Here is a 13605-nt window from a genome sequence, read left to right as displayed (position 1 = left end):
TGCCGCCACCACGGACATGGCGAGGGGCCCGGACGCCGCACGCGGCGTCCGGGCCCCTCGCGCGTACCTCGGCCCGGTCAGCCGGAGGCGGACTTGTACTTCCGCACCGCCAGCGTCCGGAACACCGCGATGATCAGAACCGACCAGATGAGCGAGGCCCACGCCGGGTGCTGCATCGGCCAGGCGTCCGGCACCGGATAGCCGGGCGCGACGTTGCCGAACAGCTCGCGGGCCGCCTGCACGGTGGCGCTGAACGGATTCCACTCGGCGATGTGCTGGAGTACGGTCGGCATGTTCTGCGACGGCACGAACGCGATGGAGATGAACGTCAGCGGGAACAGCCAGATCAGGCCGCCGGAGGTGGCGGCCTCGGGCGTGCGCACGCTGAGGCCGATGAGGGCCCCGATCCAGGTGAACGCGTAGCCCAGGAGGAGCAGCAGGCCGAAGCCGGCGAGCACCTTCAGGGCGTTCTCGTGCGTGCGCCAGCCGACGATGAGTGCGACCAGCGCCAGCACCACCAGGGTGAGGGCGGTCTGCACCAGGTCGGCGAGCGTACGCCCGGTGAGGACGGCGCCGCGGGCCATCGGCAGCGACCGGAAGCGGTCGATCAGGCCCTTGTGCATGTCCTCGGCGATGCCCGCGCCGGCGCCCGCTGTGGCGAACGTGACGGTTTGGGCGAAGATGCCCGCCATCAGGAACTCGCGGTAGGCGCCGGGGTCCAGACCGGCTCCGGGCACGTTGATCGACCCGCCGAAGACGTAGGAGAAGAGCACCACGAACATCACGGGCTGGATCAGTCCGAAGATGACCATCTCCGGGATACGCTTCATGCGGATCAGGTTGCGCTTGGCGACGATCAGCGAGTCGGTCACCGACTGGCTCAGGCCGCCCTTGGCCACCGGCGCCGGCTGCGCCGCGATCTTGCTCTCGGTGACGCTCACCGGGATGCCTCCTTCGTGGTCCCGGCCTGGCCGGTGGTGCTCGTGTCGTCGGCGGCCGCGGCGTCGGGGCCCGGCCGGCCGTTCTCCCGCTCCTCGGCGGCGTGGCCGGTGAGGGAGATGAAGACGTCGTCGAGGGTCGGGCGGCGCAGGCCGATGTCGTCGATCTCCACGCCGCGGGTGTCGAGTTCGCGGATGACCTCGGCGAGCAGCTTCGCTCCGCCGGTCACCGGCACGGTGAGCTTGCGGGTGTGCTCCTCGATGACCGTGTCCCCCTTGCCGAGGCCGCGCAGCACGGTGTCGGCGGTGGGGAGGTCGTCGCGGTCGTGCACGACGACCTCGACGCGTTCGCCGCCGGTCCTGGCCTTGAGCTGGTCGGACGTGCCGCGGGCGATGACCTTGCCGTGGTCGACGACGGCGATGTCGTGCGCCAGGCGGTCGGCCTCCTCCAGGTACTGGGTGGTGAGGAGGAGCGTGGTGCCGCCGGCGACCAGTTCCTCGATGACCTCCCAGAGCTGCTGGCGGTTCCGCGGGTCGAGTCCGGTCGTCGGCTCGTCCATGAACATCACGGGCGGGCTGACGACGAGCGCCGCGGCGAGGTCGAGCCGGCGGCGCATGCCGCCGGAGTAGGTCTTGGCAGTGCGGTCGGCGGCGTCGGCGAGGTTGAACCGCTCCAGCAGCTCGCCCGCACGCCGCTTCGCGTCGCGGGCGGACATCTGGTAGAGCTGCCCGACCATCTGGAGGTTCTCCCGGCCGGTCAGGTACTCGTCGACCGCGGCGAACTGGCCGGACAGGCCGATGTTGCGGCGCACTTCGGTGGGACGGCTGAGCACGTCGATCCCGGCGACGACGGCTGTGCCGCTGTCCGGTCGCAGCAGGGTGGTCAGGACGCGGACGGCGGTGGTCTTGCCGGCGCCGTTCGGGCCGAGCAGACCGAGCACGGTCCCCTCGGGCACGTCGAGGTCGACGCCGTCCAGAGCCTTTACGTCGCCGAAGGTCTTGACGAGACCTTCGGCGTGAATGGCGCCTGGCATGTGGCACTCCTGGTGAAGGGTCGGAGGACTTCGGAAAGGTACGGGCCGCGCGGGGCGCGGCGTGGGTGCGCGGTCCCGGCCGGGGGCCGGCCCGGGAGTCGGCATGGTGGCGGAAGGGCAGGGGTGCCGGGCGGTGCGGCGGCGGACGACCACTCTCCCCCATGCGATATATCGCGTCAACCGAAATACGAGACAGTCGCGAGTGCTCTAGGTCGGTGAGTGCGACGGGTGGCGGTGGGGCGCGAGGTGTCGGCGGAGGTGCCGTCGTCGGGCGGGGCCGCCGCTTCCGCGTCGCGGTGGACCCCTCCGGCGGACGGGCGGCGTCCGCGGACGTCAGCTCACGACCGTGTAGCCCGCCGAGCGCAGGGTCGCCGACAGCTCGATGCAGTGCTCGGGTCCCTTGGTCTCCAGATGCAGCTCCACCTCCACCTCGTCGAGCCCCAGCCGCGGTTCGGTCCGGACATGACTCACGTCGAGGACGTTAGCGTCGGCCACTGACAACTCCCCCAGGAGCGCCGCCAGCGCACCCGGCCGGTCCGACAGCCGAAGCCGCAGCGACAGGTAGCGCCCGGCGGCCGCCATGCCGTGCCGCAGCGTCCGCTGCAGCACCAGCGGATCCACGTTCCCCCCGGAGAGAACCGCGACGAGCGGGCCCTCGAAGGCGCCCGGGTCGGACATCACCGCCGCCACGGAACTCGCCCCCGCAGGCTCCACGACCAGCTTCGCCCGCTCCAGGCAGAGCAGCAGTGCGCTGGACAACGCGTCCTCGGAAACCGTACGGACCTCGTCCACGAGAGCGCCAACGATTTCGAACGGCACGTCTCCCGGCCGCCCCACCTTGATGCCGTCCGCCATGGTCGACATCGCGTCCAGCGCCACCGGCCTACCCGCCGCCAGCGACGGCGGGTAGGCCGCCGCCCCCTCCGCCTGTACCCCGACGATCCGCACGTCCGGACGGAACCGCTTCACCGCCACCGCGATCCCGGCCGCCAGCCCGCCTCCGCCGACGCCCACCACGATGGTGCGCACCTCCGGGCACTGCTCCAGGATCTCCAGCCCCAGCGTCCCCTGCCCGGCCACCACATCCGGGTGGTCGAACGGATGGATCAGCACACCGCCGGTCTCCGCGGCGTACTCCTCGGCGGCCCGCAGGGACTCGTCCACCACCTGCCCCTGCAGGACCACCTGCGCCCCGTAGTCCCGCGTCGCCGCCACCTTCGGCAGTGGCGCCCCGACCGGCATGAACACGGTCGAGTGGACGCCGAGCAGCGCCGCCGCCAGCGCCACGCCCTGGGCGTGGTTCCCGGCGCTCGCCGCCACCACCCCGCGGGCCCGGTCCTCCGGGGACAGCCCCGCTATGCGCACGTACGCCCCCCGCAGCTTGAAGGATCCGGTGCGCTGGAGGTTCTCGCATTTGAGGTGCACCGGCGAGCCGACCAGCCTGGTCAGGTAGCGGCTCCCCTCCAGGGCGGTCGTACGGGCCACGCCCTCGAGGGTCTTCTGCGCGGCCCGGACGTCGTCAACGGTGACGGCGAAGGCGGACGGGACGGCGTCGCCGGGCGGAGTGGAGGGGGTCATCGGGGCGGCGGCCCCTTCAGGGCTGGCGGAGTACGCGGCGCCCGCACCGGAGGTCCCGGTGCGGGGCTCGTCGGGGCGGGCGGCCATGCGGTCAGTCTGGCACCAGCCGCGCAGTCCGGCCCTTCCGGTGCTGAACCGTTTCGCCTCCCCGCCCCCTCCGCCCGTCAGGCGCACGGGGCCCGAACCCCCGCTCCCCGAAGGCCAACCGCCGCCGTCGCAGCGGTACGCCACCGGGGCCGTTGCGCGTACTGTGGTCCACACACTCTCCCCGCCGTCCACCCCCTGCATCCACCTAAGAAGCGAGCATCCCGGCCATGCCCACGCACCCGGAACTGACGACCCAGAACCCCGACACCCCCGAGGCGTCCGGCCGCGCATCCGCGCCCGCCGCCGACGGCCTCCTGCCGCCCGACGGCTCCGCGGCGGACGGCGACGCCGCGGCATACGGCGGCGACAGCGCGGATGACGCCATGGCATGCGTCTTCGACGCCATGCAGCACCAGGTGGCCGTTTTCGCGCGCCGCGCAGAGCAGACCCGGCTCGGGGGTGTGGGGCAGGCCCGCAACTCCATGGACCGTGCCGCCTACCTGCTGCTCCACCGCCTGGACCGGGAGGGCCCGATGGGAGTAAAGGCCCTTGCCGCCGGCATGGGCATCGACTCCTCAACCGTGACCCGGCAGGTCGCCCCGCTCGTCGACTCCGGCCTGGTCAAACGCACCTCCCACCCCGAGGACGGCCGCGCCGTCGTCCTCCAGCTCTCGCCGCGCGGCTCCACCCGGCTGGAACAGGTCCGGTCCTCCCGTCGCGCCCTCATGGAACGGCTGACCGACGGCTGGAGCGAGAGCGAACGCGCCACCTTCTGCTCGCTCCTCACCCGCTTCAACACCGCCCTCTCGACCGCCGGGCTCCTGCCCCGGTAGCCGGCGGCACCCGAGACATCTCCCGCACCCCCGAGGGCGCTCCCGCGCCCCGGGGGAGACGGGACGGCTCCCGCCGCGGCCCCACGAGCGGCCTCCCGCACCCGTCCGTCCCACGCGCATCCGTGTGATCCCGGCCCGACCGTCCTCTTGATTCGATCACCGTTCCTGCCTTCCCATGAAGAGAACGGGAGGCGAACATCGGTGGAGACGCGTCAGGTGTCGCAGGAACGTCGCCGCGCCCAGGAGTTCGAAGCGTTCGTCGCGGGGGCCGGCGGGCGGCTTCTCCATGCCGCCAGGCTGCTCACGGCCGAGCCGGCGGAGGAGTCCCCGCTCGCCGAGGACCTCCTGGTCGGCGCCCTCGCCCGCACCTACGCCGACTGGGGACGGCTGCGCGGCGACGACCCGTACGACCATGCGCGGCTGGAGCTCGCCGGCCGCTTCGCCCACAACGCCTGGCGCTACCGCAGGCCCCGAGGCGGCCTTCTCGGCCGCCTCGCCCCCCAGGAGCGGCTCGTCCTGGTGCTGCGGCTGTACGAAGGGGTCGCCGAGGAACAGGTGGCCGCCGCGCTCGCGCTGCCCGTCGAGCGGGTCCGCACGCTCTGCACGCGCGCGACCACGACCCTGCGGTCCCGCCCCCCGGCCGTGCCCGAGGGCACTTCGCGAGGGAACCCGCCGACCGCCCAGTCCGGCCCGGCACGGGAGAAGGTGGCGCCGTGAGCGCGTTCGACCGCAAGGAGAGCGAGGTCCGGCGCATGCTGGACGCCGCCCACACCCCCGTCCCCGCCGACCTGGCTGCCCGGGCGAGCGCCCGCGGCGCCCGCCTCCTGCGCCGCCGCCACGGCCTGCACGTGACGCTGTGGACGCTGGCCGCCGTCGCGGCCGTGCTCTTCGCCGCCTGGGCGGCGACCACCCAGCCCTGGGCCGTGCCGCACACCCAGCCGCCACCCGTCTTCACCTGGTGACACGCCGACGCCGGGCGTCCCCTGCGCAGGGGACGCCCGGCGTCGGCGTGTCCGGTGACGTGACGGTCAGGCGGCCGACCGGTCAGACGGCGTACGGTCAGGCCAGCGCCTGCGACAGGTCCGCCACCAGGTCCTCCGCCGACTCGATGCCCACCGACAGCCGCACCAGGTCCGCCGGGACCTCCAGCGCCGATCCCGCCACCGAGGCGTGCGTCATCCGGCCCGGGTGCTCGATCAGCGACTCCACACCGCCCAGCGACTCGCCCAGCGTGAACAGCTTCGCCCGGTCGCACACGCGCACCGCGGCCTCCTCGCCACCCCGCACCCGGAACGACACCATGCCGCCGAAGCCGCGCATCTGCTTCGCCGCCACCTCGTGACCCGGGTGCGACGGCAGACCCGGGTAGTACACCTCGGTCACCGCGGCGTGCTCGGTCAGCAGGTCCACGATCCGCGCCGCGTTCGCGCCGTGCCGGTCCATCCGCACCGCGAGTGTCTTGATGCCGCGCATCACCAGCCAGGCGTCGAACGGGCCGGCAACCGCGCCCATCGCGTTCTGGTGGAAGGCCAGCTCCTCGCCCAGCGCGTCGTCGTTCACCACCAGCGCACCGCCGACCACGTCGGAGTGGCCGCCCATGTACTTGGTGGTCGAGTGCACCACCACGTCCGCACCGAGCGCCAGCGGCTGCTGCAGGTACGGGCTGGCGAAGGTGTTGTCCACCACCAGCTTCGCGCCGACGGTAAGGGCCACGTCGGCCAGCGCCGCGATGTCGCTGATGCCCAGCAGTGGGTTCGACGGCGTCTCCACCCAGATCACCTTGGTGTGCTCGGTGACCGCCGCACGCACCGCCGCCGGGTCGGAGGTGTCCGCCACCGACCACGTCACGCCCCAGGCCTCCACGACCTTCGCGAACAGCCGGAACGTGCCGCCGTACGCGTCGTTCGGGATCACCACGTGGTCGCCGGGGCGGAGCAGGGCGCGCAGCAGGCAGTCCTCCGCCGCCAGGCCCGACGCGAACGCCAGGCCGCGGCGGCCGCCCTCCAGCGCGGCCAGGTTCTCCTCCAGCGCGGTACGCGTCGGGTTCGCCGAGCGGCTGTACTCGTAGCCGCCGCGCAGGCCGCCCACGCCGTCCTGCTTGTACGTGGACACCTGGTAGATGGGCGGCACGACCGCACCGGTCGCGGGGTCCGCCGCCTGCCCGGCATGGATGGCCAAGGTCTCGAAGCTCTGAGGGTTCCGGTCGTTCATGGGGCCCACGGTAGCGGGCCGTACCGTGGAGGCAGACACGCTCGGCCGAACCCCGGTCGAATCCCTCCACCCGCCGGAGAACGCCGTCATGGAAGCGCTGTTCCTGCTGATTGTCCTCGCCGCTCTGTTCGGCGTGCTCGTGGTGCCCGCGATGCGGCGCCGCCGGCTCGCCCGCGAGGCCGCCGGCGGGCACCTCACCGCGATCTCGCCCGAGGCCGCGTACGGCTTCGCGGCCCCCGCGGAGCTGGACGTACGGCTGCCCGGCCCCGACCCGCAGCTCGTGGACGCCCTCGACGAGGCCCGCACCCGGCAGGACTGGGAGCAGATCGCCCGGCTCTTCGCCCTCACCGGCGACGAGTGGGAGCTGCGCTGGCAGCGCGTGCAGTCCGCCGCCGGCGCCGCAGCCAAGGAACTCGCCGAGGCCCGCGCCGCCTCGCCGGCACCGGAACCGGACGCCGCGCCCACCGCCGACGCCGTGTCCTTCCGCAAGGACCCGGTGCCGGCCGCCGCCGTCCCGGACGCGAGTTGGCTGCGTCAGTGGCGCGCCGAACGGCCCCAGGACCCCTCCGCCGCTCAGGTCTACGCCCAGTTCCTGGTCTGGCAGGGCCTCGCCGAGCCGCCCGGCACCGACTCCCACCGCATCATCCTGGAGGAGGCCCGCACCGTCTGCCGCGAGGCCGCCGCCCTCGCCGACGCCGACCCTACCCCGTACCTCACCGAACTGGTGGTCGCCCGCGCCCTCGGCGACCGCACCGCCGACTTCGAGGCGCTGTGGTCCGAGGTCACTCGCCGCGCCCCCCACCACATGGGCGCCCACCTCGCCGCCCTCCAGTACTGGGCCGAGAGCGGCCGCGGCTCCAAGCAGCAGGCCGACGCCTTCGCGCAGACCGCGGCCGCGCACGCCCCCGAGGGCACCCTGCTCCCGGCCCTCCCGCTCTTCGCCCTCTACGAGCACCTTCCGGAGGTCAACGTCGTCCGCGGCCTCTACCAGAGCGCAGACGTCGAACGGGCCATCGAGGCCGCGGAGTTCGCCGTCGACCAGGTCGAGGACGACCACCCGGTCCGCCCGCACGTCCTGCACCTGCTGGTCTGCCTCCTGGTCCGCGCCGAGCGCTACGAGGAGGCGCTGGAGGCACTGCGCGTCGTCGACGGCTACGTCGGCGCCCTCCCCTGGGCCGCCGCCCCCGACCCCGTCGCCGCCTACGTCGCCTACCGCGCGCTCGCCGTCGCCGGCCACCACTCCTCCGCGGCCCCCCGCTCCCCCCGCCTCTGACGCCGTCGGCCTCGGCGTCCGGCCTCCGAACGGTGGCCGGGGGGCTCCGCCGTGGCGGGCGGGGCCAGTCTGTCCCACGGGTCGTGCGGGTCGGGGTCGTGCACGAACCCGCCCCGCACGGGTCGGCGCCTGCCCAGTCCCGGTGCGGAAGAAGGCGTCTGCGCGGGCTGGACTCAGGTGCGGGGCAGGCTCTCCACGGCGAGGAATTCGTCGGCAGGGAACGGACCGCCGTTCCGGGCGGGTCGGGGGACGTTGCGCTCGACCGTGATCGCCGTGGCGACGAGGCCGTCGCTCGTGGCCCACCGCCCGTGGAATCCGGTCAGGGGCCGCCCGAGCAGGTGTGGACCCAGGGTGTGGAGCCGGGCCGTGAACGTGCCGTCCGGCACGATCACGATCGTCGCCTGCCGGAACCCCAGCCATCTGCGGGCCACGGGGAACCAGGCCTTGTAGACCGATTCCTTCGCGCTGAAGAGGAGGCGGTCCCAGGCGACCCCTCCCGCATCCGGCAGTCCCGCCAGCATGTCGAGCTCCTCGGGGCGTGCGACGGCCCTCAGCACCTTCTCGGGAAGGGCCTCGTGGGGCTCGGCGTCGATCCCGAGCGTGACCACGTCGGCGCTGCGGGCCACGGCGGCGGCACGGTACCCCGGGCAGTGCGTCATGCTGCCGACCACGTGGTCCGGCCAGCTGGGCGCGCCGTACTCACCGGGCACCAGGGGGACGGGGGCGTGCCCCAGGGCCGCGAGGGCGTCCCGTGCGCAGGCGCGGACGGTGGTGAACTCGGCCTTCCGGCGGGCGACCGCGCCGGCGACGACGACCTCTTCCTCGGGGAAGAGCGCGACGTCGAGCCGGTCCGTGGAGGACTGCGATCCGCACACGGCCGGAGGCAGGATGCTCTCCAGCACGTCTCAACCGGCGAGTGAGTCTTCGATCCTGCGGAGTTCCTGAGCGACCTCCATGAGGTCGTCCGCGCAGGCCGAGAGCAACTCCGCGACAGTGGTGCGGCCATGCATCGGAATGGCCGGGGCGAGCCGCTTCCAGTCCTCCGTGCTGCACAGCTGCGTACGGAGCTGGTGCAGCACGAACCTCCCGTTCTCGCTGAGCCGGAGCGACGGATCCTTGCGGAGCCTGTTGAACATCTCGATCCGCTGCGCGGGGTCGGAGACGGCCTCGACGACCTGAGGCTCGACCACCACCGGGATGCTATCGGAGGTGTTTAGCCCCTTTCGCTGTCTCTCCGGGACCGGCTCCTGGCCGCTCGCCAGGCGTCGCCGGACGTCCCGGACGGTTCCCACGGAGATGCCGGCTTGTCGGGAGATCTCCCGCAGCGAGGCGGATGGATTCTGCCGGATCATCTCCGCCGCGGCGACACGTCCGGCCGCCGTGCTCGACGGGCGGGCCCGGCCGTCACAGCCGATGCGCACGTCGGCCCGTGCGCCTTCCTGGCCCGTCTGCCGACGGATCGTCCCAACACTCCGGGCGCTCAGGCCACTTGTCTTGGCGATGGCCCGGTCGGACCAGTCGGGGTGATAGCGGAGTATGCGCAGCGCCGCCTGCTTCCGCTCCTCGCGTGACAGCGGGAGACCGTGCTGCGCGTTGGACTCCACGGCGACCATGAACGCCGCGCACTCATCACCCTCGAACCACTCGGCGGCGAGAGTGTGTTGACCGCGCAGTTTCACCGCGTGCACCCGGTGCATGCCATCCACCACCCGCATCGTCTCCCGATGCACCAGGATCGGCTGGAAAACGGCTTCACTCTCCGCCAGCCGTCGTACGTGCTCGAGATTGATGCCGAAGCGCGGGGAGTCGGCCTGGCGCAGGGATCTCACTGCGATCTGGAAGCTGCCTTCCGGGCGGTAGCCTGGTTTTTCCGACATTGATTCCTTCTCCTGGGGACGAACGACTGAGGAGTGCGGAGCTACGCGTGCGAATAGCTGGGCCGCATCGCGCGCAGGCTCACCACCGACAGCAGGAGTGCCACGACGGAAGCGCAAATGATGGCCGTCGGCACTGACAGATGGGATGTGGCAACGGCGATGTAGGCACCCGACAGCGGCAGGCCGAGCAGGGAGAGAATCATCGTGATCGAAATGGTCAGTGCGTAATTCTCGGACGGCATGGCTGCGTTGCGGACTACTCGCGCATGCACCGAGAAGGCCACCAGGGGTCCTGCCACCAGACAGAACGACAGGGCGAGGACCGGCACACCGGTGGAGAAGGCGAGCAGGAGGGGACTGGCCGGAATAATCAGAGCCGCGGCGACACCCAGCGGTTCGACCAGTTCCTTCTCCGCGATCTTTGAACTCGAAAGGAAGTACACGAACGATACGAGGGCCGCGAGGCCGTACACGCTCCCGAGGTACACCTCGGACTGCCCCTCGATGTGCAGAACCAGATCGGGAAGGGCCGTGTACATGAGCCCGAAGGCGAAGTTCGTCGACATCATGAGAATGCCGAGCCAGCGCAGCGTGACGCTGGTGCCGACGAACCTGAACGCGTTCTTGATCGCCTTGAAGGTGTTGCCCACGGACACCTGGCTGCGGTGCTCGTCGTGAGGCATAGCCCTGGCGAGCAGCAGGAGCAGCAGATAGCTCACTGCCGAGATGAGGAAGAGCAGGTGAGGGGCGACATGCACGACGATCCACGCGCCGCAGATCGGCACGATCACCTGCATCGACTGTTGGTTGAACTGGAAGAAGGAGAACGCCTTCGCCACTTCGTCCTTGCTCTCCAGGACGGTGATGTGCTTCTCGAAAGCGACATAGGCGAACAGATTGAACAGCGAGAGAATGCCGCCCACGATGATGTACGCCGCAGCGCTCTCGGAGCCCATGAGGATTCCGAAGAAGAGAAAGCACACGGCCAGTCGGATCGCGTTCGATCCCAGGAAAACGTTCCGTACGCCGTACCGGTCGACGACGATGCCCGTGAGTGGCAGCATCATAATGGTCGGCAACCACTCGACCAGGAATGAGATTCCCGAGGACTGCACACTGCCGGTGGCGCGGTACACCATCAGGGGAATGGCGAAGAGGAGAAACCGCTCAACGAAAGTCTGAAAAAGCAGATAAACCCTGAGCGACAAGAATCCTCCCCCGTGACGCGCCAGGAGGGTTCCTCCGTCGACGTCGACGCACAACAATACGGTTGAGCGACCTGTGGGCTGACTCAACCTGGCTGATCCTGGCCGAGCTCACAGAGGGTTGTCAACAGTGTGATCCTGAACCAAGGGGGTTTCCCTGCACAGGGCGTGATGACCCGTCAGCGCCGATGGGGCGCGCTGTACGGGACGCAGTCGGACTCGTCGCGCCTCCCTCTCCTCGGTGTGGTGTGTGCGCCTCGGCCCGCCCGCGCCGGCCCGAACGTCCCCGGCCGCCAGGCGGCTCGACTGCCCCCGGCGAGGTGCGTGCACCTCGCCGGGGGCAGGGCCACGGCGGCCTCGTCACACACCCGCTTCGCACCGGGAGGAGAGAATCCGGAACGCCTCGCTGACCGTCTCGACGACCTCGTTCGGCAGGGCGCCGCCGTCCGGCAGCTCCTTGCCCCCCGAGACCCAGATCGTGGACATGCCCAGAGCGGCGGCGGATGCGATGTCGTCCGAGAGGGAGTCACCGACCATCCACCCGCCTTCGAGTGACGTGGCGGCGCGCCGCTCGACGATCCGGAAGGCCTCCGGGTCGGGCTTGCTGACGCCCTCGTCGTGGGCGAAGCAGAGCACGTCGAAGAGGTCGCCCAGGTCGTCCCGCATCTTCGGGCGTTGCTGATCCTCCCGGCCGTTGGTCAACAGCGCCGTGCGCCAGCCCTGCCCACGCAGCGCCCGTAGGTTCTCCGGCACCCCCTCGACCGGGCGGACGAGGCGCGGCCAGCGCTCCCAGAACAGCTGCCGGAGTTCGGACGGGCTCTCGGAGAAGCCGAAACGGTCGACGATGGCGCGGAACGTCTCCGCGGGAGACACCGGCCGTTGCTGCTCCTCCCGCAGGAAGGCCAGCCCGTCCGGCCCGAGTGCCCGCTGCTCGGTCAGCTCCACGAACCAGCGGTCGATCCCGCCGATGCTGTCCACCAGTGTGTCGTCGAGATCGAATATGACGAACTTCTTCACCCGTGATCACTCTTTCTTGGGGGACGACAGCGAGAACAACGGTGCGAGCCCCGCACCGCAGCGGGGGCGGTGCGGCGGCAGGGGCAGTCACGTCGGTGCGAGGACGGTGGCGGAACGGCCGACCCCCGGCGGGCGGTCGGCCGTCCGGTCGCGCCGGTTCACCTCACATCAGGCGACGTGCTTCGCGATGACGCGGGCGCACTCGACGGATTCGGTGTGGCTGGTGTCGACCTCGACGTCGTAGACGACGTCCTTGTGCACCTTTTCCGCCTGCGAGGCGGCCATTCCGGGTACTCGGTCACCGCGGGCGATCTCCCGACCGGCAGCGACCTCCGGGTCGCACCGCACGCCGACCCAGAGCACGTCGAGCCCCTCGAGGCGCTCGCGGAGCCGGTCCTGCGACTCCTTTCCACCGAGGAAGACGTCATCGATGATGATCCGACCTCCGGCCCGCGCCATCGCCGCGATGCCCGCGGTCCAGGCGGACTCGGCCTCGCGGAAATCGGAGCCGACCTCGACCTCCCCGTCCTTACCGAGTTCGACGCCCCCGTCCGACTGCATCATCCTCGCGGGCAGCGCCTCGATGAGGTCGTCCACACCGAGGCTGATCCACGGCTGGGGGAGAACGGACTGCAGGCAGCGGGTGATTCCGGTCTTGCCGGAGCTGGATCCGCCGTTGACAACGATGATCTGAGTCACTTGATCGGCATGCCTTCCAGGGTGATGCGTTCCATCTTGCGGACGTGTGGTGCGTAGTCGGAGACCGCGTAGTGCTGGGTCGCGAGGTTGTCCCAGATCGCGACGTCGCCCTCTTCCCAGCGGAAGCGGCACTGGAACTCCGGCCGCCAGGCCAGGCGGTGGACCAGGTCGAGGATACGGCGGCTCTCCTCGTCGCCGACCCCTTCGATGCGGACGCCGGAGACCTTGTTGGAGAACAGCACCTTCTCCCCCGTCAACGGGTGGGTCATGACCAGGGGGTGCGACTGGGCGGGGAGCTTTTCCTGCATCTCGCGGAGCATGTCCTCCCTGCCCTTGAAGGCACGGCGGTAGATCTGCACCCAGTCGTGCACGACCCGCAGTTCAGCGAGTTCCGACTTCACCGAGTCGCTCAGCGAGTCGTACGCCTTGCCCATGTTCGCCCAGCAGGTGTCCCCGCCCGTGGGCGGTATCCGCACGGCCCGAAGGACCGAGGCGAAGGGCGGCTCCTCCCGCCAGTTGAGGTCGCTGTGCCAGGAGTTCAGGTTCCCCGTGGTCTTCTCGTCGTGGTAGAGACCGGTGATCTCGGGGTACTCGGGGTACGGCTGGAACGGTGAGATGCCGGTGATCACCTCGCTCTCACCCGCCGTGCGGAAGGGGTGCACCTCCTTGTTGCCCAGCGCCCCCACCATCTGCGTGAAGGTGGCCGGACTGAAGTGCTGGCTCTTGAAGAACACCACCTTGTGCTGCAGCAGCAGCTCCATCACGAAGTCCCGGAACCCCGGATCGGCCGCATCCATCCGGTAGTCGTCGACGACCACCCCGATGTGTGTGCCCAGCCTGGTGCGTGCCATCG

The 13605-nt window shown here is 71.0% G+C and carries 14 protein-coding genes; 4 read left to right on the top strand and 10 right to left on the bottom strand.

The window, feature by feature from the left end:
• Positions 1 to 77 precede the first annotated feature (77 nt).
• The 3 genes from E4198_RS08665 to ilvA form a co-directional block, all read right to left on the bottom strand.
• A complete protein-coding gene (locus E4198_RS08665) occupies positions 78 to 941 on the bottom strand; it encodes an ABC transporter permease (RefSeq protein WP_247597601.1) in 864 nt (287 codons plus the stop codon).
• The gene (locus E4198_RS08660) at positions 938 to 1972 is read right to left on the bottom strand and encodes an ATP-binding cassette domain-containing protein (RefSeq protein ID WP_136182666.1); all 1035 of its coding nucleotides are present in this window, start codon (positions 1970 to 1972) and stop codon (positions 938 to 940) included. Before E4198_RS08660 ends, E4198_RS08665 begins: the two co-directional genes overlap by 4 nt.
• 333 nt (positions 1973 to 2305) lie before the next feature.
• The gene (ilvA, locus tag E4198_RS08655) at positions 2306 to 3550 is read right to left on the bottom strand and encodes a threonine ammonia-lyase (RefSeq protein WP_136185261.1); all 1245 of its coding nucleotides are present in this window, start codon (positions 3548 to 3550) and stop codon (positions 2306 to 2308) included.
• Positions 3551 to 4020: 470 nt separating this feature from the next.
• On the opposite strand from ilvA, the gene E4198_RS08650 reads away from it, so the two are divergent.
• The 3 genes from E4198_RS08650 to E4198_RS25165 all read left to right on the top strand — a co-directional run bounded on the left by E4198_RS08650 (position 4021) and on the right by E4198_RS25165 (position 5432).
• A complete protein-coding gene (locus E4198_RS08650) occupies positions 4021 to 4470 on the top strand; it encodes a MarR family transcriptional regulator (protein ID WP_027764333.1) in 450 nt (149 codons plus the stop codon).
• A 201-nt stretch (positions 4471 to 4671) separates the two neighbouring features.
• A complete protein-coding gene (locus tag E4198_RS08645; protein ID WP_210732795.1) occupies positions 4672 to 5187 on the top strand; it encodes a sigma factor-like helix-turn-helix DNA-binding protein in 516 nt (171 codons plus the stop codon).
• Entirely contained in the window at positions 5184 to 5432 is a 249-nt protein-coding gene (locus E4198_RS25165) for a hypothetical protein (RefSeq protein ID WP_210732794.1), read from the top strand. The genes E4198_RS08645 and E4198_RS25165 overlap by 4 nt, the downstream gene beginning before the upstream one ends.
• A gap of 97 nt (positions 5433 to 5529) precedes the next feature.
• Here the strand turns inward: E4198_RS25165 and E4198_RS08640 are convergent, their stop codons facing one another.
• Entirely contained in the window at positions 5530 to 6681 is a 1152-nt protein-coding gene (locus E4198_RS08640) for a cystathionine gamma-synthase (protein WP_136182665.1), read from the bottom strand.
• Between the two features lie 88 nt (positions 6682 to 6769).
• Between E4198_RS08640 and E4198_RS08635 the strand changes: the two genes are divergently transcribed.
• Entirely contained in the window at positions 6770 to 7954 is a 1185-nt protein-coding gene (locus E4198_RS08635; protein WP_136182664.1) for a hypothetical protein, read from the top strand.
• Positions 7955 to 8127: 173 nt separating this feature from the next.
• Here E4198_RS08635 and E4198_RS08630 read toward each other — a convergent pair whose 3' ends face one another.
• The 6 genes from E4198_RS08630 to E4198_RS08605 all read right to left on the bottom strand — a co-directional run bounded on the left by E4198_RS08630 (position 8128) and on the right by E4198_RS08605 (position 13603).
• Entirely contained in the window at positions 8128 to 8856 is a 729-nt protein-coding gene (locus E4198_RS08630) for a 4'-phosphopantetheinyl transferase superfamily protein (protein WP_136182663.1), read from the bottom strand.
• Between the two features lie 3 nt (positions 8857 to 8859).
• Complete coding sequence (locus E4198_RS08625) at positions 8860 to 9831, bottom strand: ParB/RepB/Spo0J family partition protein (RefSeq protein WP_136182662.1); 972 nt, start codon at positions 9829 to 9831, stop codon at positions 8860 to 8862.
• Positions 9832 to 9872: 41 nt separating this feature from the next.
• Complete coding sequence (locus E4198_RS08620) at positions 9873 to 11126, bottom strand: MFS transporter (protein WP_136182661.1); 1254 nt, start codon at positions 11124 to 11126, stop codon at positions 9873 to 9875.
• 270 nt (positions 11127 to 11396) lie between these two features.
• Positions 11397 to 12053 carry an HAD family hydrolase gene (locus E4198_RS08615; RefSeq protein WP_136182660.1) on the bottom strand — a complete coding sequence of 219 codons (657 nt, stop codon included), beginning with the start codon at positions 12051 to 12053 and terminating at the stop codon, positions 11397 to 11399.
• A 168-nt stretch (positions 12054 to 12221) separates the two neighbouring features.
• On the bottom strand, positions 12222 to 12743 hold the full coding sequence (cpt, locus tag E4198_RS08610; RefSeq protein WP_136185260.1) for a chloramphenicol phosphotransferase CPT: 522 nt from the start codon (positions 12741 to 12743) through the stop codon (positions 12222 to 12224).
• A 5-nt stretch (positions 12744 to 12748) separates the two neighbouring features.
• Positions 12749 to 13603: a TauD/TfdA family dioxygenase gene (locus E4198_RS08605; protein WP_168711401.1), complete on the bottom strand. Its 855-nt coding sequence runs from the start codon at positions 13601 to 13603 to the stop codon at positions 12749 to 12751.
• Positions 13604 to 13605: the final 2 nt, after the last annotated feature.

The organism is Streptomyces sp. RKND-216, assembly GCF_004795255.1.
In the GTDB taxonomy this organism is placed as follows: domain Bacteria; phylum Actinomycetota; class Actinomycetes; order Streptomycetales; family Streptomycetaceae; genus Streptomyces; species Streptomyces hazeniae.
This window is presented reverse-complemented; position numbering and strand designations above follow the sequence as displayed.

What these genes read in the sequence shown, in the direction of transcription:
- E4198_RS08650 (WP_027764333.1), top strand. Translation starts at nt 4,021, where the DNA reads ATGGCATGCGTCTTCGACGCCATGCAGCACCAGGTGGCCGTTTTCGCG.
- E4198_RS08625 (WP_136182662.1), bottom strand. Translation starts at nt 9,831, where the DNA reads ATGTCGGAAAAACCAGGCTACCGCCCGGAAGGCAGCTTCCAGATCGCA.
- E4198_RS08635 (WP_136182664.1), top strand. Translation starts at nt 6,770, where the DNA reads ATGGAAGCGCTGTTCCTGCTGATTGTCCTCGCCGCTCTGTTCGGCGTG.
- ilvA (WP_136185261.1), bottom strand. Translation starts at nt 3,550, where the DNA reads ATGACCCCCTCCACTCCGCCCGGCGACGCCGTCCCGTCCGCCTTCGCC.
- E4198_RS08605 (WP_168711401.1), bottom strand. Translation starts at nt 13,603, where the DNA reads ATGGCACGCACCAGGCTGGGCACACACATCGGGGTGGTCGTCGACGAC.
- E4198_RS08660 (WP_136182666.1), bottom strand. Translation starts at nt 1,972, where the DNA reads ATGCCAGGCGCCATTCACGCCGAAGGTCTCGTCAAGACCTTCGGCGAC.
- E4198_RS08640 (WP_136182665.1), bottom strand. Translation starts at nt 6,681, where the DNA reads ATGAACGACCGGAACCCTCAGAGCTTCGAGACCTTGGCCATCCATGCC.